Genomic DNA, 19,931 nt, shown 5'->3' with positions numbered 1-19,931 from the left:
AGAGGCGCAGGATGAATTCCGATTTGCACCGATTGGTGGAGCAAGTGCGCCGCACCGGGCGGGATCACGAGCTGTGGTCGCCCGGAGATGGTATCGTGGTCGCGGTTTCCGGCGGACCCGATTCCGTTTTGTTATTACATATATTAAAGGAGCTGGCCGGGGATCCCGGGCTTGGTTTGAAGCTGGTGTGCGCCCACGTCAATCATGGATTCCGGGGACAAGAGTCCAACGAGGAGGCCGAATTTGTACGGCATATGGCCGACCGCCTGGGGATTCCGTTCGAGCTCGGCGCATTTGACATTCCGGCTTATATGAAGGAATCGGGCAAAGGGGGCCAATTGGCCGCCCGGGAGAAAAGATACGGCTTCCTGCACGAGGTCGCCAAAAAATACGGGGCCGCGTCGATCGCCTTGGCCCATCATGCCGACGATCAAGCCGAGACGGTCATGATGCGGATTTTGCGGGGAAGCGGGCCGTCCGGTTTGGCGGGGATGAAGCTGAAACGCCGGGAAAAAAATGTGGAACTTATCCGCCCGTTGCTTCGTATATACAAAAATGAGCTGGTGAAGGCCTGCGAAGGCGCCGGCATCCCGTTTGTCATCGACAGCTCCAATTTGCTGCCCAAGTATGCAAGAAATGCGATCCGGCTGGATGTACTGCCGTTTTTGGGGCAATATAATGAGCAACTGGCGGATTCGCTGAACCGCCTGGCCGAGGTGATCGGGGAAGAAGACGATTACATGGCGCAGGAAACGGCGCGGATATATGCCGAAACGGTCATATGGCAGGATGGCTGCGCGGCTTTTCGGACGGGGACTTTCACCTCCCTACATGCCGCTTTACAACGGAGGTTGATTAAACTAATATTAAATTATCTGCCTTTGGGCACGGATGACAGCGATTTTGTCAAGATTGAAGCGATCCGCAAAGGGGCGGTCCAGGACCGGCCAACCACATGGAGCCTTGATCTCGGCGGAGGAATCCGTTGTCTGCGTGAATATGATATCATCCGGTTTATGCCCGCCCGAGCGGAAAGTCAGATTCCTCATTATACATATGTTGTGGAACATTTTCCGGCGGAAGTGTCTATTATGGACACGGGGCAAACCTTGCGTTTTACCCGTTATGAGGCCGGAGCCGAACTTCCGGCGGTGATACCGGAGGGAAACAACGAGGCCGCGTTCGATGCGGCCGAGCTCGTCTATCCGCTTACGGTGCGCTCCCGGCTTCCGGGAGACAAGATGAAATTGATGGGACTAAATGGAAGCAAAAAGGTGAAAGATATTTTCATCGACGAGAAAATACCTCCCTCTCTACGCTCCCAAATCCCAATGGTGACGGACGCCAAGGGCCGGATTGTGTGGATTCCCGGAGTTCGAAGATCATCGCTTGCGGCGGTAGGACGGCAGACGGCTTCCGTTGTGGTGATGGCTCTGGATACGGGCCGATAATCCAAACTTGGGGCTAAGGCCAATTGAAGGCATTCATAGTATAACGTAGGAGGTTTATTTATCTTGTTAAATGACATTCAGGAAGTTTTGATTACCCGGGAACAAATCCAGGAGAAAGTAGCCGAGCTCGGCCGCCAATTGAGTGCGGAATACGAAGGCCGGAATCCTTTGGTCATCTGCATTCTGAAAGGCGCTTTTATATTTATGGCGGATTTGGTGAAGGAAATTACCGTTCCGCTTGAGCTTGATTTTATGGCGGTATCCAGCTATGGAGCCTCCACCCGTTCTTCGGGAGAAGTAAAAATCATCAAGGATCTGGACAATTCCGTCGAGGGAAGAGACATCCTTATCGTGGAAGATATCATCGACAGCGGGCTGACGCTCAGTTACCTCGTCGATGTGCTGCAGCGGCGGAATGTGAAGTCCGTAAAGATCGTAACACTGTTTGATAAGCCGGCGCGCCGGACCGTGAAACTGGAGGCGGATTTGTCGGGATTCATTATTCCCGATGCTTTCGTTGTCGGTTACGGCTTGGATTATGCCGAGAAATACCGGAACCTCCCCTTCGTTGGAGTGCTGAAGCCGGAAGTATACAGCAGCTGATTTCGCCGGACCTTTGCGATTTTGCAAGGAGCCCGGAGCCGTCCCCGCCCGTTTTTTTGAAATGGCATGAGCGGCTATGTTAAAATAACTTAAGGTTTTGAGAGGAGGTAGGGGATGAATCGGTTCATCCGGAATTCTGGTTTTTATTTGATACTTTTCTTAGTCGTGGTGGGCATCGTCCAATTCCTCAACACCGGGAACGAGGCAACCATCAACCCTAGTTATGCCGAACTTCGGCAGCAATTAAAGAACGACAACATCGAAGAATTAACCGGGAAATTCGACGGTTATGCTTATCTGGTAACCGGTCAGTATAGAGAAGAGGTCGGAGACGGCAAGACGAAGACGAAGAACTTCTCGGCCTATATCCCTTATGATCCGAACGTGTTGAAGGAGATTACGGATCTCAGCGAACAGAACGGTTTTGATCTGAACTGGAAAAAGATGCAAGGGGAAAGCATCTGGCTGACTTTCCTGACCTCCATCGTTCCGCTGGCTATCATGTTCATTCTGTTCTTCTTCCTGTTCAATCAGGCGCAGGGCGGCGGCGGCAAAGTGATGAACTTCGGCAAGAGCCGGGCCCGTCTCTATAATGAAGAGAAGAAAAAGGTAACCTTCGAGGATGTGGCTGGGGCCGACGAAGAGAAGCAGGAGCTTGTCGAAGTCGTTGAATTCTTGAAAGACCCGCGGAAATTCGCCGCCGTCGGCGCGCGTATTCCGAAAGGGGTTCTGCTTGTGGGCCCTCCGGGGACCGGTAAAACTTTGCTGGCCCGTGCGGTTGCAGGGGAAGCCGGCGTACCGTTCTTCAGCATCTCCGGTTCCGACTTCGTGGAAATGTTCGTCGGGGTCGGCGCTTCCCGGGTGCGGGATTTGTTCGAGAATGCGAAGAAGAATGCGCCATGTATTATCTTTATCGACGAAATCGATGCCGTGGGCCGTCAGCGCGGCGCCGGACTCGGCGGCGGGCATGACGAACGCGAGCAAACGCTCAACCAATTGCTCGTGGAGATGGACGGTTTCGGCGGCAACGAAGGTATTATTATTGTCGCGGCGACCAACCGCGCCGATATTCTTGATCCGGCCTTGCTGCGTCCGGGACGTTTTGACCGTCAAATCACGGTCGACCGTCCGGATGTGAAGGGCCGCGAAGCGGTACTTCGCGTTCACGCGCGCAATAAGCCGCTGACCAAAGACGTCCGCCTGGACGTCATCGCCAAACGGACGACCGGTTTTACCGGCGCCGATCTGGAGAACCTGTTGAACGAAGCGGCGCTCCTTGCCGCACGCCGCAACCGCAAGGATATTTCCATGCGCGAGGTTGACGAGGCGATCGACCGCGTCATCGTCGGTACGGAGAAACGCAGCCGCGTTATCAGCGACCGCGAGAAGCGGATCGTGGCGTTCCACGAAGCGGGCCATACGATTGTCGGCTACTTCCTGGAGCATGCCGATATGGTGCACAAGGTAACGATTATTCCGCGCGGCCGTGCCGGCGGATATGTAATCATGCTGCCGAAGGAAGACCGGATGCTCGTGACGAAGCAGGAATTGCTCGACAAGGTAACGGGCCTCTTGGGCGGCCGCGTGTCGGAGGAGCTGTTCATCGGCGAAATCGGCACCGGGGCTTACAGCGACTTCCAGCAGGCGACAAGCATCGTGCGCAGCATGATCGTCGAATACGGGATGAGCGAGAAGCTCGGACCGATGCAGTTCGGCACATCGCAGGGCCAAGTATTCCTGGGCCGCGATATCGGGCACGAGCAGAATTACAGCGATCAGATCGCTTACGAGATCGACCAGGAAATGCAGCGCTTCATTAACGAATCGTATGAACGTTGTAAGAAGCTGCTCACCGAGCATGCCGCGGAAGTCCGCTTGATCGCGGAAACGCTGCTTGAGGTGGAAACGCTGGAACTGGATCAGATCAAATCGTTGATCGAGACCGGCAAATTGCCGGGTAATGGCGAAGCCGGCGGCAACGGAAGTACTCCTGCCGAACCGGGTGAACCAACCGTGGACAACGTCGGCGACGTACGTGTTCGTATCCAGGGCAAAACCGAGGATCCGGCACCTGCCGGTCCGACCGGAGATATCCCGAACAATATGCCGGGGAGCTCGGCGAATAACGTGAAAGAGGATCCGACGGTGGATGCTCCGCAAGGAACCGTCAGCGATACTCCGCAAACGCCGGACCGGATCGATAAAGACGATAACGGGCAAGGCAACGGCGGCAATACGCCGACCGTATAAGCATAGCGTCACCAAACCGGGAGACAGAGTATCTGTTTCCCGGTTTTTTTCATTCCCGGGAGCATTTTGCTTAAAATTTTATTTAGTCCATTTGCTCAGGTGAATTGACAGCCCTGTGCCGCTTGTGTAAATTAGTTGTTAAACACACTGTGTCAACTTGGTGACCGTGCAGAAAAGTATGCGTTTTTTTGCACAAAGTTTTTGCTCACAGGATGATTTAACCAAATATAACGGGATGCGGACAAGAGAGAGAATCGCGGAGGATAACCGCGGGCGCGACTTAGGGGAGGATATCAGGTGGAAGCTCAAGCATTGGAACATAAGGCGGAAATGAACCGTGAGCTTCGTGAGAAGTTGTTCCGGCTTAAAAAGGAACGGAATGCCATTATTTTAGCGCATTATTATCAACGCGACGAAATTCAGGAGGTGGCCGATTTCCGGGGCGACTCGTTTTTGCTTGCCCAAAAAGCGGCTTCGACCGATGCTGAAACGATCGTATTCTGCGGCGTCCATTTTATGGGGGAAAGCGCGAAGATCCTCGCTCCGGACAAGACCGTGCTCATTCCCGACGAACGGGCGGGCTGCCCGATGGCAGATATGGTCAATGTGGACGGCTTGCGCAAGCTGAAGGCCCAGCACCCGAACGCCAAGGTGGTTACATACATTAATTCTTCGGCGGAAATCAAAGCGGAGACGGACATCTGCTGTACGTCCTCCAATGCGGTAAAGGTCATCAATTCGGTCGATGCCGATGAGATCATCTGGGTTCCCGACAAAAATCTAGGACATTACGTACAGCAGCATACGGACAAAAAGCTTATTATCTGGGAAGGATACTGCAATACGCATGACATGCTGACCGTGAAGGATGTGGTCGAAATGAAGGCCAAATATCCGAACGCCGAGTTTGTCGTCCACCCCGAGTGCCGCCCGGAAGTGGTGGCGATGGGCGATTTTGTCGGCAGTACGACCGCGATTATCGATTACTGCAAGAAGTCGTCCGCCAAAGAGTTTATCGTCGGGACCGAGGACGGAACCGGATACCAATTGCGGAAGGACAGCCCGGATAAAGATTTCCATTTTGCCACCAAGTTTCTGGTATGTCCCAATATGAAAGTGAATAATTTGAAAAAACTGGTCAAATGCCTGGAAACAATGCAGCCGCAAATTTACGTGCCGCCCGCCGTCGCCGACAAAGCCAGAACCTCACTAGAGCGCATGTTACAAGTTCAGTAGCATGCGCTACTCTCTGTTCAAGACAGGTGAATATCGTGATACCACAATATTTGGTTGATTTCGATTTGAGTGAACTTGCCGTCATCGATACGGATGTCATTGTGATCGGCTCGGGGATCGCCGGCCTGTATACGGCCATTAAGGCGAGCGAAGACCGCCGCGTGACGATGATTACGAAGAAGTCGCTGATGGAGAGCAACACGAGATATGCGCAGGGCGGCATTGCTGCGGTCATCTCCGAGGAAGATTCTCCGGCTTCGCACCGGGAGGACACGCTGCTGGCCGGAGCCGGGCTGTGCTCCTTGGAGGCCGTGAACATCCTCGTAACCGAAGGGCCCGAGGGAGTTAAGGACCTGATTACGCTCGGGACGGCCTTCGACCTGGAGAACGGGGAGCTGGCGCTGACCAAGGAAGGCGCGCACAGCCACCGCCGCATTCTGCACGCGAACGGCGACGCGACCGGCTACGAGATTGTCCGCGCGTTGTCGGAGCAGGTGGCGGGACACGGCAATATCGATATATGGCATGATCATTATGCGATAGATTTAATTACAGAGGATGGAGAGTGTCTGGGCGCATTGGTTCAGCGACCGGACGGCGAGCGGGTATTCCTGCGGGGGAACTCCACGATTCTTTGCAGCGGAGGGGCCGGGCAGCTATACCGGTATACGACCAATCCGGAGGTCGCCACCGGCGACGGCGTGGCGATGGCGTACCGGGCCGGCGCGGTCATTCGGGATCTGGAGTTCATCCAGTTCCATCCGACCTCGCTCTGCTATCCCGGCGCGCCGCGGTTTCTGATCTCCGAAGCGGTGCGCGGGGAAGGCGCGATCCTGCGCAACATTCACGGCGAACGGTTCATGGGGAAATATCATGAACTGCTGGAGCTGGCGCCCCGGGATATTGTCGCCCGGGCCATCGTCAGCGAGATGGAAGCGACGAAGTCGAGCATCGTGTATCTCGACATCACGCACGAAACGCCGGAAACGATCAAGCACCGGTTTCCGACGATTTACGAAACCTGTATCGGCTACGGCCTAGATATGACCACCGACTGGATTCCGGTGGCTCCCGCTGCGCATTATATGATGGGAGGCGTGCGAACGGGCCGCCACGGGGAGACCAGCATCCGCCGTTTGTTCGCCTGCGGCGAGGTATCGTCGACCGGTGTGCACGGCGCGAACCGGCTGGCCAGCAATTCGCTGTCCGAAGCGATCGTGTTCGGACGGCGGATCGTCGAGCGCATCCGGCAGACGGAGCCGCTGACAAAGACGGGGGCGGGCATCGCCTCCCGGGAGAACCGCCGCGACCCGGTCATGCAGCCGGTCGTTGAACGCCGGCTCAAGCTGCAGAAAGTGATGGTCCGCAACGTGGGACTGCGGCGGACGAAGGAAGGCCTGCTCAAGGGGCTGGACGAACTGAAGCGGCAGGTGCCGATCTTCGGGGCCGCGCTCCACACGCGGGAGCAGTTCGAATTCGCTAATATGCTGACCTGCGCGCTGCTGCTGGCCGAATCGGCGCTGGCCCGCGAGGAGAGCCGCGGCGGGCATTATCGGGAGGACTTCCCGGAACGGAATGACGCCCATTGGCGCAAGCATATTTTACGTCAACGGGACAAAGGAATGTTGGAGGAAACCAGCGATGATGTTTAATGGATATAACGAAGGCCTGGTCGAATCGATCCGCATCTGGCTGAAAGAAGACGTAGGCTCCGGCGATGTGACCACCGGGGTAACGATCCCGGCCGGACATGAGTCGAAGGGAATTATCCACGCCAAAGAAGCCGGGATTGTCGCCGGGATGCCGGTGGCCCAGCTCGTCTTTGAAGTGGTGGATCCGCTGCTTACCTTCACCCCGCTGGTGAAGGACGGCGAGTCCGTGGCGAAAGGAACCGTACTGGCGGAGGTCGAGGGCAGCACGCACAGCATTTTGACGGGCGAGCGGCTGGCCCTGAACTTGCTGCAGCGGTTGTCCGGAATCGCGACGCGGACGCGCACTTTCGTCGATGCGCTGGAAGGTCTGCCGGTCCGGCTGGTCGACACGCGCAAAACGACGCCGGGACACCGCATGCTGGAGAAGTACGCGGTGCGCACCGGCGGCGGCGCGAACCACCGCTTCGGCTTATATGACGCGGTCATGATCAAAGACAACCACATCAAAGGGGCCGGCGGCATCGCCCAGGCGGTAGGCCGGGCGCGGGCGAATATCCCGCATACGATGACGATTGAGGTGGAAGCGGAGAGCCTGGCGCAAGTCGAGGAGGCTTTGACGGCAGGGGCCGATATTATTATGCTGGACAATATGGCCCCCGACATGATGAAGGAAGCGGTCCGGCGCATCAAGGCCAAAGCTCCCCATGTCAAAACGGAGGCTTCCGGCAATGTGTCGCTGCAAACGATACGGGCCATCGCGGAGAGCGGCGTGGACGTCATCTCCGTGGGGCGTTTAACTTATTCATTTGAGAGTCTGGACATCAGTTTGGACCTTGGTGAGAAGAAAGAGGGGTAAGGCCGTGTTTCTTGTCGTAGATGTCGGCAACACCAATATCGTACTTGGCATTTACAGAGAGCGTGAGCTGCTTCATCATTTCCGGATCGGAACCAACCGGCAGTCGACGGTCGATGAATACGGCGTTCTGATCTATAACTTGTTTCAAATGTCCAAGATTGATGTACGTGATATTGAAGGAGTCATTATCTCTTCCGTCGTGCCGCCGCTGATGCATGTGCTGGAGGAATTGTGCGAAAAATACCTGCATCAAAAACCGCTCATCGTCGGCCCGGGGATCAAAACCGGCCTTAACCTGCGTTACGAGAATCCGCGCGAAGTCGGCGCGGACCGGATCGTCAACGCCGTGGCGGCGATCGAGCAGTACGGCGGCCCGCTCGTCGTCGTCGACTTCGGTACGGCGACGACCTTCGACTGCGTCGACGCGCAGGGCAATTATTTGGGCGGCGCGATCGTGCCGGGCATCGGCATTTCGACGGAGGCGCTGTATCAGCGCGCCTCGAAGCTTCCGCGCATCGAGCTGGAAAAGCCGAAGAAGGTGATCGGCCGCAATACGGTTCATGCGATGCAAGCGGGGATTATTTTTGGCTATGCCGGTCAAGTTGACGGCATTGTGGAACGGATCGGGCGAGAGATGGACGGAAAGCCGAAGGTGATCGCGACCGGCGGACTCGCCGAGCTGATCGCCAGCGAGGCCCGCTCCATCGAGGTCGTAAATCCGCTGCTTACGCTTGAAGGCCTTCGCCTTATATATGAGCGGAATCAATAAAGAACAAGGAGGCTTCACACCGTGGAGAAAAAGACAGATAAAGACCGTTTGGTCCGCGGCACGGCGATGGACGGTAAAGTCCGCGCTTTTGCGGTCCGGACGACGGAGCTGGTGGAAGAGCTCCGCAGACGGCATGATACGTACCCGACAACAACGGCGGCGCTTGGCCGTACGGTGACGGCGGCCGCAATGATGGGCGCGATGCTGAAAGGGGAGGAGAAGCTGACGGTTCAGGTCAAGGGCGACGGGCCGGTCGGGCAGATCGTGGCCGATGCCAACGCGAAGGGCGAGGTGCGCGGCTATGTATCCAACCCGCATGTTCAGCTCCCCAGCAACAGCAAGGGCAAGCTGGACGTGGCCGGAGCCGTAGGAACGACCGGATACATTCATGTGACCAAGGATCTCGGCATGAAAGAGCCTTACCAAGGCAGCGTGCCGCTGATCTCCGGCGAGCTTGGCGAAGATTTCACTTACTATTTTGCCTTGTCCGAGCAAACGCCATCCGCGGTAGGACTCGGAGTGCTGGTGGAGGCGGATAACTCCGTTATTGTGGCCGGCGGCTTCATTGTCCAACTGATGCCGGGGCTGAGCGATCCCGAGATCGACGCCATCGAGCGGGCGGTGAGCCAGCTTCCGCCGGTGACTTCGCTGCTGGATCAGGGGCTTGAGCCGGAGGAGATGCTCCGTTGGATTCTGCCGGATGTGAAGGTGCTGGATGAACTGGAGATTACCTTCTCCTGTCACTGCTCCCGGGAACGGGTGGAACGGACGCTGATCAGCTTGGGCAAAGAAGAACTGACCGAGCTGCGCAACGAGGAGAAAGAGACCGAGGTTATATGCGATTTTTGCAATGAAGTTTACACCTTCGGCCCCAAGGATTTGGACGATTTAATCGCCCAGTCCAAGTAGGAATTTCGGGTGTACGGATAAATACTTTGCTTCCCCGGACAACCTTTAATGTATGACCGGATTGGAGGCAAAGTATTTTTTTCGGGCTTTATTGACAATCCTGATCGGGGTTGTTAAGATTATAGATAGGAAAACCAACTTGTTTACTCGGAAATAAAGAAATACACAATGACAGCAAGATTTGCGCGCTTATTCAATATTGTTTTCATATTTGAGGAGGGCTCTATTATGGCAAAAATCGTAAATAACGTAACGGACCTTATCGGCGATACGCCGCTGGTTCGTTTGAACCGCATTGTTCCGGAAGACAGCGCGGAAATCTATGTGAAGCTGGAATACCAAAATCCGGGTTCCAGCGTTAAAGACCGGATCGCAATCAGCATCGTGGAAGAGGCTGAGAAGGCGGGGAAACTTAAACCGGGCGGTACGATTGTGGAAGCTACCAGCGGCAATACAGGGATCGGTCTGGCCTTGGTTGCCGCCGCTAAAGGATACAAGGCGGTTATCGTTATGCCGGAAACAATGAGCTTGGAACGCCGCAACCTGCTTCGCGCTTACGGTGCCGAGCTGGTTCTGACACCGGGATCGGAAGGGATGAACGGCGCCGTTAAGAAGGCGGAAGAAATTTTGGCGGCCAATCCGGATTACTTCCTGGCCGATCAATTCAGAAATCAAGCGAACGTGAAAATCCACCGCGAAACGACCGGCCCTGAAATCGTGGAAGCGATCGATTCTTTGGACGGCAAATTGGATGCTTTTGTGGCGGGTATCGGTACGGGCGGAACGATCAGCGGTGCGGGCGAGGTGCTTAAGAAGCGCTTCCCTGACATTAAGATTTACGCGGTAGAGCCGGCGGCTTCGCCGATTTTGGCGGGAGGCAAACCGGGACCGCACAAAATCCAAGGTCTTGGCGCCAACTTTATTCCCGAAATCCTCAACCGTGAAATCTATGACGAGATCATTCATGTCGAAAATGATGACGCCTTCGAACAAGCCCGCAAAGTGGCTAAAGAAGAGGGGATTCTGTCCGGTATCTCTTCCGGTGCGGCTGTGTATGCCGCTCTGAAAGTAGCCAAGGAATTGGGTAAGGGCAAACGCGTTGTCGCGGTTATTCCAAGTAACGGCGAACGTTACCTCAGCACGCCGCTTTACAATTTTGAAGCTTAATCGGAATTGGGTTAACCCGTATAATTGCAATTGAATATTGCTTGCGACCCCCGCGGTTGTTCTTTGTTCTTCATGAAGGACGCTGCGGGGGTTATTGCATTTTCAAACAGTACCGCGGGGCTATGGGATGGATTGACTATAACGGGAATATGGAATTAAATATTATTATACGTATACCGGTTATGAAGGACGGAAATCGGCCATGGTCAAAGTTATCGCCGTAGCGTACCGTCTGTAGGGACAAATAACGCCACCTTGGCGAAGGATAGGGGATGAAGGGATGATACTGGTCATCGATAATTACGATTCGTTTACGTATAACCTGGTTCAGTATTTGGGCGAACTGGGAGAAGAGGTAACGGTTCGGCGAAACGACGAAATCGACCTGGAAGGGATCGAGGCGCTGAGACCGGATCATATTTTACTTTCCCCGGGCCCCTGCACACCGAATGAAGCGGGCATCACGCTGGCCGTGATCGGGCGGTTTAAAGATTCGATTCCGATCTTCGGCGTCTGCCTCGGACATCAGGCGATCGGGCAAGCCTTCGGCGGCACAGTGATCCGGGCCGAGCGGCTGATGCACGGGAAAACCTCGCCGATTCACCACCACGGCGAATCGGTATTCGCCGGACTGCCTTCGCCCTTTACGGCAACCCGCTACCATTCTCTCATCGTCGAGCGGGAAAGCCTCCCGGATTGCCTGGAGATTACCGCGGAGACCGCGGAAGGCGAAATTATGGGGCTGCGCCATAAAGAGTACCCGGTGGAAGGCGTCCAGTTCCATCCGGAATCGATCATTACCGATCACGGGCACCAAATTCTCCGCAATTTCCTGAGCCGGAAAGCGGAGGCAAGAACATGAAATATATCGGGATGAACGGAGCGGTCATCCCGACTGCCGAAGCCGTGATATCCGTAATGGATCACGGCTTCATGTACGGTATGGGTTTATTTGAGACATTTCGGACGTACGGCGGGAAGCCGTTTTTGCTGCATCGACACCTGGAGCGGTTAAAGGAAAGCTGCAGGCAAGTGGGTATTCCCTACCAAGGCGATGCCGACGGAATTATGGCGGAAATCGCCGAATTGTTGGCGCGAAATGAGCTGAGCGACGGATACTTCCGCCTGACCGTGTCCGCGGGAGAGGGACCGCTCGGGTTAATAACGGAGGATTATGCGGAGCCGACGGTCGTTCTTTACGTAAAGCCGCTGCCGCCCCTAAATGAGGCGTTGTACACGAAAGGGAAGACGCTCTGGAGGCTTCGTACGCCGCGCAATACGCCGGAGAGCGAAATCCGGCTGAAATCACTGCATTATATGAACAATGTGCTGGCCCGCCGCGAATTGGCCGCTTACGAACGGCAAGAGTCCGCTGCGGGTGCGGGTGCGTATGACCATAGCGCATCTGTAGCTGTCGAAGCGGGAGCCGGAACATGCGCCGCCCTTCCGGCGGAAGGATTGCTGCTGACGGCAAACGGAGATGTGGCGGAGGGGATCACGAGCAATTTGTTTTTCGTGAATCACGGCAAACTATATACACCCGAGATCGGCACCGGCATTTTGCCGGGCATTACCCGGAGCCTGGTCATGGAGCTGGCTCGACGCTGCGGACTTAAGGCGGAAGAGGGACGCTATCCCTGGGACAAGCTGGAGGAGGCAGAGGAAATTTTCCTTACAAACTCGATCCAGGAGCTGATGCCGGTAACCCTGCTCGCCCGGCCTGACGGAAAGCGCATCGCTGTCGGAGGCGGGGAGATCGGACCGGTGACCGGACGGCTGCTGGATTTATACAGAAAAGAGGTAAGACGATAAAAATGATGAAGAGTAAGCTATATAAAAGGGAATACCGCTGCGGGGAAACGACTGTGACCTTGGGAGAGCGTACGCTGATCATGGGCATCCTTAACGTGACGCCTGATTCGTTTTCGGACGGAGGGCGATACAATGATGTCGAGCGGGCGATTCAACATGCCAAGCAAATGGTCGCGGACGGTGCCGATATAATCGATCTGGGGGGAGAATCGACCCGGCCCGGCCATGAACCGGTAAGCGAGCAGGAGGAGCTGGAGCGCGTCGTCCCCGTAGTGGAGGCTCTTCACCGCGAGCTTCCGCATATTCCGGTCTCCGTGGATACCTATAAAGCGAAAGTGGCGAGGGAATCGCTGAAAGCCGGCGCCCATATAATCAACGATATCTGGGGCTTTAAGTACGAGCCGCAAATGGCCGAAGTCGCGGCGGAATTCGGATGTCCCGCCATTTTGATGCACAACCGGCATGATCGGGATTATAAGGATTTGCTGAAAGACGTTTGCGACGACTTACTGGACAGCGTCCGGATCGCCCGGCAAGCCGGGGTGAAGGACGAGCAGATCATCCTGGACCCTGGGATCGGCTTCGCCAAAGATTATCACGAGAATCTGCTGGTCATGAAGGAGCTCGACCGAATCGCGGACCTCGGGTTCCCTCTGCTGCTTGGAACGTCGCGCAAAAAGTTCATCCGTACCGCCTTGGATCTCGATGTCGATGAGGTGGTATTCGGCACTGCGGCGACCGTGGCCTTCGGGATCGCGCAGGGCTGCCAGATCGTACGGGTCCATGACGTAAAGGAAATCAAACGTACGGCGCAAATGTGCGACGCCATTATATACGCGTAGACCGCCAACTTATTTGGCCGCTAAACGGAGGAGTAAATTATGGATAAAATGATTATTCGGCGCATGGAATATTACGGGTATCACGGTGTATTTGAGGAAGAACGGAAGCTTGGGCAGCGGTTCTACGTGGACCTTACGCTGGAGCTTGATCTGCGCAAAGCCGGGGAGAACGACGATCTTGCCGAAACGGTAAATTATGCCGAGGTCCACGAGCTGGTGAAAGGAATCGTCGAGCAAAGCAGCTTTAAATTGATCGAGGCGCTTGCCGAGCATATTGCATCCGCCGTTTTGGACACTTATACTAGTGTAGATGCCTTAACGGTCGGCGTGACCAAACCGCATCCCCCTTTTGATATACATTTCGAGGGAGTGACGGTGGAGTTGCACCGGTCGAGAAAGTGAGAAGGATTTATGAGCACACAATCCACCTCTGATCTGTCAGAGGCTTATATTGCATTAGGAGCCAATTTGGGAGATCGCGAGTCCAATCTAAGGCAGGCGGTGGCGCTGCTGAATGAACACCGCGAGATTCAGGTGCTCCGGTGTTCCGATCTGTACGAGACGGACCCGGTAGGCTACGTGGATCAGCCCAACTTTGTCAATATGGCGCTCGCGCTGCGCACCACGCTTACCCCCGAAGCGCTGCTTAAGTTCATGCTGGAAACCGAGCTTAAGCTGGGAAGGGAACGCAAGCTCCGCTGGGGCCCGCGAACGGTCGATTTGGATCTGCTATGGATGGAGGGCCAAACCATTGATACTCCTCTGTTGACCTTGCCTCACCCGCGGATGCTGGAGCGAGCCTTCGTACTTGTCCCGCTGCGCGATATCGTGCCGGAAGGAGAACCTACGGGGCTCTATGAGCGGGTGCACACTGCCCTGAACTTCATAGACGGAAAGGATGGAGTACGGCTTTGGAAAACAGGCATCTGGCCCGGCGGATCCGCGCCTTCCGGAAACTAAAAGGTTATACGCAGCAGCAGTTGGCGGATGAATCGGGCGTGTCGCTAGCGATTCTGGGCGCGATCGAGCGGGGAAACCGCCGCGCAGAAGATCAAATTTTAATTAAAATTGCGGATGTTCTTGGGATATCCCTTGCGGAACTGAAGCAGGAGGAAATTTAGTATATTTTACCCCCGGGAGGGATACCATCATGCTGAAGATCGGCGATATTGAGATGAAAAATCAGGTCGTGCTGGCCCCGATGGCGGGAGTATGCAACCCGGCGTTCCGGCTCATCGCCAAAGAGTTCGGGACCGGGCTTGTCTGCGCAGAGATGGTTAGCGATAAAGCGATCATCCACGGCAACAAGCGGACCCGTCAAATGCTGTTCGTCGACGAGCGGGAGAAACCGCTCAGCCTGCAAATTTTCGGCGGGGACCGCAAATCCCTGGTCGAAGCCGCCAAAGTGGTCGATCAGGAGACGAACGCGGATATTATCGATATCAATATGGGCTGCCCTGTGCCTAAAGTGACAAAATGCGATGCGGGCGCCCGTTGGCTGCTCGACCCGAACAAGATTTATGAGATGGTGTCGGCGGTCGTGGAAGCCGTAAGCAAGCCGGTGACGGTAAAGATGCGGATCGGCTGGGATTCCGATCACATCTATGTCATCGATAACGCCAAAGCCGTGGAACAGGCCGGCGGCAAAGCGGTCAGCGTTCACGGCCGTACGCGGGAGCAATTGTATACCGGTAAAGCGGACTGGAGCTACATCAAACAAGTGAAGGAAGCGGTGTCGATTCCCGTCATCGGCAACGGAGACGTGGCGACGCCGGAGGATGCGAAACGGATGCTGGACGAAACCGGCTGCGACGGAGTCATGATCGGGCGCGGCGCACTGGGCAACCCGTGGATGCTGTACCGGACGGTAGAATACCTCAAAACGGGTATCCTGTTGCCGGAGCCGGAAGCCCAAGAGAAAATCCGGATCGCCATTTTGCATATGGACCGGCTGGCGGCGCTCAAAGGCGAGAATGTGGCCGTTCGGGAAATGCGCAAGCATCTGGCCTGGTATCTGAAAGGCCTTAAAGGAGCGGCCCGGATTAAGGACGTTATTATGGAGGAAACGAAGCGGGACGAAATGGTGCGTATTCTGGAGAATTTTGTAGCGGACCTTGAAGCCCAACAGAATGATCAGGTCGCATCCGCGTAATCGGATTTTGCAGGGGTAACGTTCATAAAGCGTTTTCATTTGCAAAATCGGGCGTCATTGACATTTTCGATTCGTTAACCTATAATTTCTCAGTATAAATTCGCCTCAGGAGATAACTTCCACAACATGGATGGTCTGACCTCCATGCGATTGCATATGATATTCTCAATGATGCGTGATTTTTCACGGCCGTTGTTAGGCGGAAATACGGGAATTACGGCATCTTCTTTAGGAACGTCGTTGGTTCTCTCCTTGATTTAGCGGGAAGGCGCCTTTGGAGCTCCCGGCAGTCCGCCGCACAGTGCGAATATTATTTCCATGACAGGAGAATCGGTTGAGATGAGCGATAAAGAAGTCATTCTTACACAGGACGGTCTGAAAAGACTGGAAGAAGAGCTGGAAAATTTGAAGTCCGTAAGACGCCGCGAAGTAGCCGAGCGGATCAAGACCGCCATCGGATACGGGGACATCAGCGAGAACTCGGAATATGAGGATGCGAAGAACGAGCAGGCGTTTATTGAAGGACGTATTATTACGCTGGAGAAAATGCTGCGCAACGCCCGGATCATCAACAATGACGAGATCGATACGGACACGGTAAGCATCGGTTCGACGGTTACGGTCGAGGATCTGGAGTTCGGCGATACGATGGAATACGCGATCGTCGGGACGGCCGAGTCCGATCCGCTGCAGAACAAAATATCGAACGAAAGCCCTGTCGGCAAAGCCATTCTGGGCAAGAAGAAGGGTGCTATCGTCGACGTTACGGTTCCTGCGGGCGTCATTCAATATAAAATAGTCGATATTAAGAAATAAGGCTGAATTAGCGACCTGAAGAAGCTTCCCCAGCGGAAGCTTCTTTCACTGTTTTCTATTCGCCTTTTAAAAATCATGTTGTTAAGGAGTGGAACGAAGTGAGCGAGGAACAAAACAACCAGGAAGTCGTCGAGATCAATGAAATGCTGCAAATCCGCCGCGATAAGCTGGACGAGCTGCGCGGGTTGGGGGTAGACCCTTTCGGCAAGAAGTACGTGCGTACTTCCATGGCGGGGGATATTTTGAAGCAGTATGACGGATTAACCAAGGAAGAGCTTGATGAGAAGCAGGTGGAGGTTTCGATCGCCGGGCGGATTATGGCCAAACGGGTGATGGGTAAAGCCAGCTTTGCGCATATTCAGGATCTTTCGGGCAAAATCCAAATTTACGTACGGCAGGACAGCGTTCCGGCGGACAAATACGCGGCTTTTCATATCCTCGACCTTGGCGACATCGTCGGCGTAACCGGCGAAGTATTCAAGACCAAGACCGGCGAAACGACGATCAAAGTCAAAGACCTGGAGGTTTTGTCCAAATCGCTTTACCCGCTTCCCGACAAATATCATGGCCTTAAGGACGTGGAGCTTCGCTACCGTCAGCGTTATGTCGATTTGATCGTTAATCCCGAGGTTCAGCAAACCTTTATCAAGCGCTCCCGGATCATCCAATCCATGCGCCGGTATTTGGATTCTCTCGGCTATCTGGAGGTAGAAACGCCTACGCTTCACAATATTGCCGGCGGTGCGGCGGCCCGTCCTTTCATTACGCATCATAATGCACTGGACATGCAGCTCTACATGCGGATCGCCATCGAGCTTCATTTGAAGCGTCTGATTGTGGGCGGTTTGGAGAAAGTGTACGAGATCGGCCGGGTATACCGGAATGAAGGGATTTCCACCCGCCACAATCCGGAATTCACCATGATCGAATTGTATGAAGCTTATGCGGATTACAAGGATATCATGGCATTGACTGAAAATATGATCGCGCATATCGCCGAAGAGGTTTTGGGCACTCATGTGATCCAATATCAAGGGCATACGGTTGACTTGACGCCGCAATGGCGCCGCGTATCCATGGTGGATGCGGTCAAGGAAGTGACCGGCGTGGACTTCGGCGTGCACATGAGCGATGAAGAAGCTCACCGTCTTGCCAAAGAACACAAGGTTCCGGTTGAACCGCATATGACTTTCGGGCATATTTTGAATGCGTTCTTCGAGCAATTTGTGGAGGAAACCTTGATTCAGCCTACGTTTGTGTACGGTCACCCGGTGGAAATTTCCCCGCTGGCCAAGAAGAACGAAGAAGATCCTCGTTTCACGGATCGTTTCGAGCTGTTTATTGTGGCGCGCGAGCATGCCAACGCATTCTCCGAGCTGAACGATCCGATCGATCAGCGCCAGCGGTTTGAAGCCCAGCTCCTCGAGCGTGAGCAAGGCAACGATGAGGCGCACGAAATGGACGAAGATTTCATCCGTGCCCTCGAATACGGCATGCCGCCGACCGGCGGACTCGGTATCGGGGTCGACCGTCTGGTCATGCTGTTGACGGACTCCGCTTCGATCCGCGATGTCCTGCTGTTCCCGCATATGCGGAACACAGCTGTCGAATAAGGAAGGCTTCTGCGTTGTAAAAAGAACACCCTCTTCGGAGGGCGTTCTTTTTTTTGCGCATATTATTGTGGATCAAGCTTCAAGGCCTGCATAGCGTACGCAAATGATGCGTCAGTACGGCTTCGATTTTTTCCCCGGACAGCATTTCGGGCCTCAGTACCGCATGAATCGCCAAACCGTCGATCAGAGCATAGAAACGCTCTGCCTCCAGATTCCGATCGAGATCGTTTCTGGCGGAACCCGACTCGATCAAAGCAGCGATCAGTAATTCGGACAGCCTTCTTAGATCGTGATCCACTTGATTGCGGAGCTCTTCTAATGAGGAATCCGACATGGACTTCGCGACAAAAGCAAACCACACCTCCATTTCGAGTCTCGTTTCCTCATTAAGCGGGAGAATCTGCTCCAGATATTCGAGAATATCCTCCATCAAGTTCCCCGTAGGGCGAATATGCCGAATCCGTTCATTGACTCGCTTCGAAACCAGTCGCATGGAGTATGCGTACAGCTCGGATTGCGAAGTGAAATAATGACGCACCGAGCCTGCGGAAACACCGGCTTCCTCGGCGATCTTTCGAACTGAGGCCTGTTCGATTCCGTATTTGCGGATAACTCTCCATGCCGCCTCGGCGACAACTTCTCTTTGAAATTCATGGTCAACAATTTTAGGCATGTCCTAAGTATATCACGGCCTTGTTTTATGTAATACAGATGTGTTATTTTGTTTTTAGCACAAGTGTATTAAATAAATGCGGAGAGGAGAGACATACTGGTATGATCATGGCACTTATTATTGGCTGTGAAATTGCGTTCTGGGTATTGGTACTGGCCGGTTTATCCGCAAGGTATCTGTTGGGTTGGAGAAAGATCGGCGGATTGCTGCTGATAGGAACTCCGATCGTTGATTTGATTCTGATCGTGGTAACGGTCATTGACTTGAAGAACGGGACGATGGCGTCATTCGCTCATGGGTTGGCCGCTGTTTATATCGGGGTGACGGTCGGATTCGGGCACCGGATGATCCGGTGGGCCGACCAGCGGTTTGCGTACCGTTACGCCGGGGGTGCCAAGCCCGAAAAGGCGCCGAAATACGGAAAGGAACACGCTCGCTCTGAAAGGCAGGGATGGTATCGGCACCTCCTTTCCGGGGTTATCGGTGCGTCATTATTGTATGGAATGATTCTTTTTGTCGACGATCCCTCGCGTACGGAGCAGCTGGGAGGAATGATCATAAAATGGGCGGTAATCTTGGGGATCGATTTCCTGATCAGCTTCAGTTTTACGCTTTGGCCGAAAAAACAAACCTTATCAGGGTAAAGATTAAGGGCATTAATTCAGGAAAACATTGCATGTATGAAATTGATTCAAAATGGTTGCCTAATTAATTTATCCGTGGTATATTATATATCCGGCCAGCGAATAGCGGCCAGCACGGTTCGAGAAACAGCAAGCAAAATAACGAATTAAAAAATAATTCAAAAAAAGCTTGCATAATTGATTGAAACGTGGTAATATATAAGAGTTGCTGCTGATGAGCGGTTGACTGAAATGAATGAAGTTGATCTTTGAAAACTGAACAACGAGTGAGTATTAAATGAGAAGTAAAATTCTCGTCAGTTTTGAAATGAGCAAGTCAAACACTTTATTGGAGAGTTTGATCCTGGCTCAGGACGAACGCTGGCGGCGTGCCTAATACATGCAAGTCGAGCGGAGTTAATCGGGAGCTTGCTCCTGATTAACTTAGCGGCGGACGGGTGAGTAACACGTAGGCAACCTGCCCGTAAGACCGGGATAACTACCGGA

Annotated in this window: 20 protein-coding genes and 1 rRNA gene; 20 read left to right on the top strand and 1 reads right to left on the bottom strand. The window is 54.2% G+C overall.

Annotated elements, in window-relative coordinates:
- Nucleotides 1-11 precede the first annotated feature (11 nt).
- The 18 genes from tilS (at nt 12) to lysS (ending at nt 18,128) form a co-directional block, all read left to right on the top strand.
- Nucleotides 12-1,451 carry a tRNA lysidine(34) synthetase TilS gene (tilS, locus tag V3851_RS23250; protein ID WP_331848900.1) on the top strand — a complete coding sequence of 480 codons (1,440 nt, stop codon included), beginning with the start codon at nt 12-14 and terminating at the stop codon, nt 1,449-1,451.
- A 63-nt stretch (nt 1,452-1,514) separates the two neighbouring features.
- The gene (hpt, locus tag V3851_RS23245) at nt 1,515-2,054 is read left to right on the top strand and encodes a hypoxanthine phosphoribosyltransferase (RefSeq protein ID WP_331848899.1); all 540 of its coding nucleotides are present in this window, start codon (nt 1,515-1,517) and stop codon (nt 2,052-2,054) included.
- Nucleotides 2,055-2,168: 114 nt separating this feature from the next.
- Nucleotides 2,169-4,304, top strand: a complete 2,136-nt coding sequence (ftsH, locus tag V3851_RS23240) for an ATP-dependent zinc metalloprotease FtsH (protein ID WP_331848898.1) — start codon at nt 2,169-2,171, stop codon at nt 4,302-4,304.
- A 297-nt stretch (nt 4,305-4,601) separates the two neighbouring features.
- A complete protein-coding gene (gene nadA, locus V3851_RS23235) occupies nt 4,602-5,540 on the top strand; it encodes a quinolinate synthase NadA (RefSeq protein ID WP_331848897.1) in 939 nt (312 codons plus the stop codon).
- 35 nt (nt 5,541-5,575) lie between these two features.
- On the top strand, nt 5,576-7,192 hold the full coding sequence (gene nadB / locus V3851_RS23230; protein ID WP_331848896.1) for an L-aspartate oxidase: 1,617 nt from the start codon (nt 5,576-5,578) through the stop codon (nt 7,190-7,192).
- Nucleotides 7,182-8,048, top strand: a complete 867-nt coding sequence (gene nadC / locus V3851_RS23225; protein ID WP_331848895.1) for a carboxylating nicotinate-nucleotide diphosphorylase — start codon at nt 7,182-7,184, stop codon at nt 8,046-8,048. Before nadB ends, nadC begins: the two co-directional genes overlap by 11 nt.
- Nucleotides 8,049-8,052: 4 nt before the next feature.
- Nucleotides 8,053-8,817: a type III pantothenate kinase gene (locus V3851_RS23220; protein WP_331848894.1), complete on the top strand. Its 765-nt coding sequence runs from the start codon at nt 8,053-8,055 to the stop codon at nt 8,815-8,817.
- A 21-nt stretch (nt 8,818-8,838) separates the two neighbouring features.
- A complete protein-coding gene (hslO, locus tag V3851_RS23215; protein ID WP_331848893.1) occupies nt 8,839-9,726 on the top strand; it encodes an Hsp33 family molecular chaperone HslO in 888 nt (295 codons plus the stop codon).
- A 228-nt stretch (nt 9,727-9,954) separates the two neighbouring features.
- Nucleotides 9,955-10,893, top strand: coding sequence for a cysteine synthase A (cysK, locus tag V3851_RS23210; RefSeq protein ID WP_331848892.1), 939 nt, complete (start codon nt 9,955-9,957; stop codon nt 10,891-10,893).
- Nucleotides 10,894-11,173: 280 nt separating this feature from the next.
- On the top strand, nt 11,174-11,755 hold the full coding sequence (pabA, locus tag V3851_RS23205) for an aminodeoxychorismate/anthranilate synthase component II (protein WP_331848891.1): 582 nt from the start codon (nt 11,174-11,176) through the stop codon (nt 11,753-11,755).
- Nucleotides 11,752-12,705, top strand: coding sequence for an aminotransferase class IV (locus V3851_RS23200; protein ID WP_331848890.1), 954 nt, complete (start codon nt 11,752-11,754; stop codon nt 12,703-12,705). The genes pabA and V3851_RS23200 overlap by 4 nt, the downstream gene beginning before the upstream one ends.
- Before the next feature lie 5 nt (nt 12,706-12,710).
- Nucleotides 12,711-13,547, top strand: coding sequence for a dihydropteroate synthase (folP, locus tag V3851_RS23195; protein ID WP_331848954.1), 837 nt, complete (start codon nt 12,711-12,713; stop codon nt 13,545-13,547).
- Between the two features lie 39 nt (nt 13,548-13,586).
- On the top strand, nt 13,587-13,949 hold the full coding sequence (folB, locus tag V3851_RS23190) for a dihydroneopterin aldolase (protein ID WP_331848889.1): 363 nt from the start codon (nt 13,587-13,589) through the stop codon (nt 13,947-13,949).
- A gap of 9 nt (nt 13,950-13,958) precedes the next feature.
- On the top strand, nt 13,959-14,507 hold the full coding sequence (gene folK / locus V3851_RS23185) for a 2-amino-4-hydroxy-6-hydroxymethyldihydropteridine diphosphokinase (protein WP_331848888.1): 549 nt from the start codon (nt 13,959-13,961) through the stop codon (nt 14,505-14,507).
- Nucleotides 14,459-14,668, top strand: coding sequence for a helix-turn-helix domain-containing protein (locus tag V3851_RS23180; protein WP_331848887.1), 210 nt, complete (start codon nt 14,459-14,461; stop codon nt 14,666-14,668). Before folK ends, V3851_RS23180 begins: the two co-directional genes overlap by 49 nt.
- A 29-nt stretch (nt 14,669-14,697) precedes the next feature.
- Nucleotides 14,698-15,699: a tRNA dihydrouridine synthase DusB gene (dusB, locus tag V3851_RS23175; RefSeq protein ID WP_331848886.1), complete on the top strand. Its 1,002-nt coding sequence runs from the start codon at nt 14,698-14,700 to the stop codon at nt 15,697-15,699.
- 339 nt (nt 15,700-16,038) lie between these two features.
- Complete coding sequence (gene greA, locus V3851_RS23170) at nt 16,039-16,515, top strand: transcription elongation factor GreA (RefSeq protein WP_148454309.1); 477 nt, start codon at nt 16,039-16,041, stop codon at nt 16,513-16,515.
- Between the two features lie 143 nt (nt 16,516-16,658).
- Nucleotides 16,659-18,128, top strand: coding sequence for a lysine--tRNA ligase (gene lysS, locus V3851_RS23165; RefSeq protein WP_331848953.1), 1,470 nt, complete (start codon nt 16,659-16,661; stop codon nt 18,126-18,128).
- A 79-nt stretch (nt 18,129-18,207) separates the two neighbouring features.
- Here the strand turns inward: lysS and V3851_RS23160 are convergent, their stop codons facing one another.
- A complete protein-coding gene (locus V3851_RS23160) occupies nt 18,208-18,801 on the bottom strand; it encodes a TetR/AcrR family transcriptional regulator (RefSeq protein WP_331848885.1) in 594 nt (197 codons plus the stop codon).
- Nucleotides 18,802-18,902: 101 nt separating this feature from the next.
- Here V3851_RS23160 and V3851_RS23155 point away from each other — a divergent pair, with 101 nt between their 5' ends.
- The gene (locus V3851_RS23155; RefSeq protein WP_331848884.1) at nt 18,903-19,445 is read left to right on the top strand and encodes a hypothetical protein; all 543 of its coding nucleotides are present in this window, start codon (nt 18,903-18,905) and stop codon (nt 19,443-19,445) included.
- Nucleotides 19,446-19,770: 325 nt separating this feature from the next.
- Nucleotides 19,771-19,931, top strand: a 16S ribosomal RNA gene (locus tag V3851_RS23150); the annotation flags it as partial.

This window comes from Paenibacillus haidiansis, from assembly GCF_036553665.1.
Taxonomy (GTDB): Bacteria; Bacillota; Bacilli; order Paenibacillales; family Paenibacillaceae; genus Fontibacillus; species Fontibacillus haidiansis.
Note: the sequence above shows the minus strand (reverse complement) of the source record. Positions and strands in the feature narration are given on the sequence as shown.

Excerpts from the sequence above, each read along its gene's own strand:
- tilS (WP_331848900.1), top strand. The coding sequence starts at position 12 with ATGAATTCCGATTTGCACCGATTGGTGGAGCAAGTGCGCCGCACCGGG.
- ftsH (WP_331848898.1), top strand. The coding sequence starts at position 2,169 with ATGAATCGGTTCATCCGGAATTCTGGTTTTTATTTGATACTTTTCTTA.
- nadC (WP_331848895.1), top strand. The coding sequence starts at position 7,182 with ATGATGTTTAATGGATATAACGAAGGCCTGGTCGAATCGATCCGCATC.
- cysK (WP_331848892.1), top strand. The coding sequence starts at position 9,955 with ATGGCAAAAATCGTAAATAACGTAACGGACCTTATCGGCGATACGCCG.
- pabA (WP_331848891.1), top strand. The coding sequence starts at position 11,174 with ATGATACTGGTCATCGATAATTACGATTCGTTTACGTATAACCTGGTT.
- V3851_RS23200 (WP_331848890.1), top strand. The coding sequence starts at position 11,752 with ATGAAATATATCGGGATGAACGGAGCGGTCATCCCGACTGCCGAAGCC.
- folP (WP_331848954.1), top strand. The coding sequence starts at position 12,711 with ATGAAGAGTAAGCTATATAAAAGGGAATACCGCTGCGGGGAAACGACT.
- folB (WP_331848889.1), top strand. The coding sequence starts at position 13,587 with ATGGATAAAATGATTATTCGGCGCATGGAATATTACGGGTATCACGGT.
- folK (WP_331848888.1), top strand. The coding sequence starts at position 13,959 with ATGAGCACACAATCCACCTCTGATCTGTCAGAGGCTTATATTGCATTA.
- dusB (WP_331848886.1), top strand. The coding sequence starts at position 14,698 with ATGCTGAAGATCGGCGATATTGAGATGAAAAATCAGGTCGTGCTGGCC.
- greA (WP_148454309.1), top strand. The coding sequence starts at position 16,039 with ATGAGCGATAAAGAAGTCATTCTTACACAGGACGGTCTGAAAAGACTG.
- lysS (WP_331848953.1), top strand. The coding sequence starts at position 16,659 with ATGCTGCAAATCCGCCGCGATAAGCTGGACGAGCTGCGCGGGTTGGGG.
- V3851_RS23160 (WP_331848885.1), bottom strand. The coding sequence starts at position 18,801 with ATGCCTAAAATTGTTGACCATGAATTTCAAAGAGAAGTTGTCGCCGAG.
- V3851_RS23155 (WP_331848884.1), top strand. The coding sequence starts at position 18,903 with ATGATCATGGCACTTATTATTGGCTGTGAAATTGCGTTCTGGGTATTG.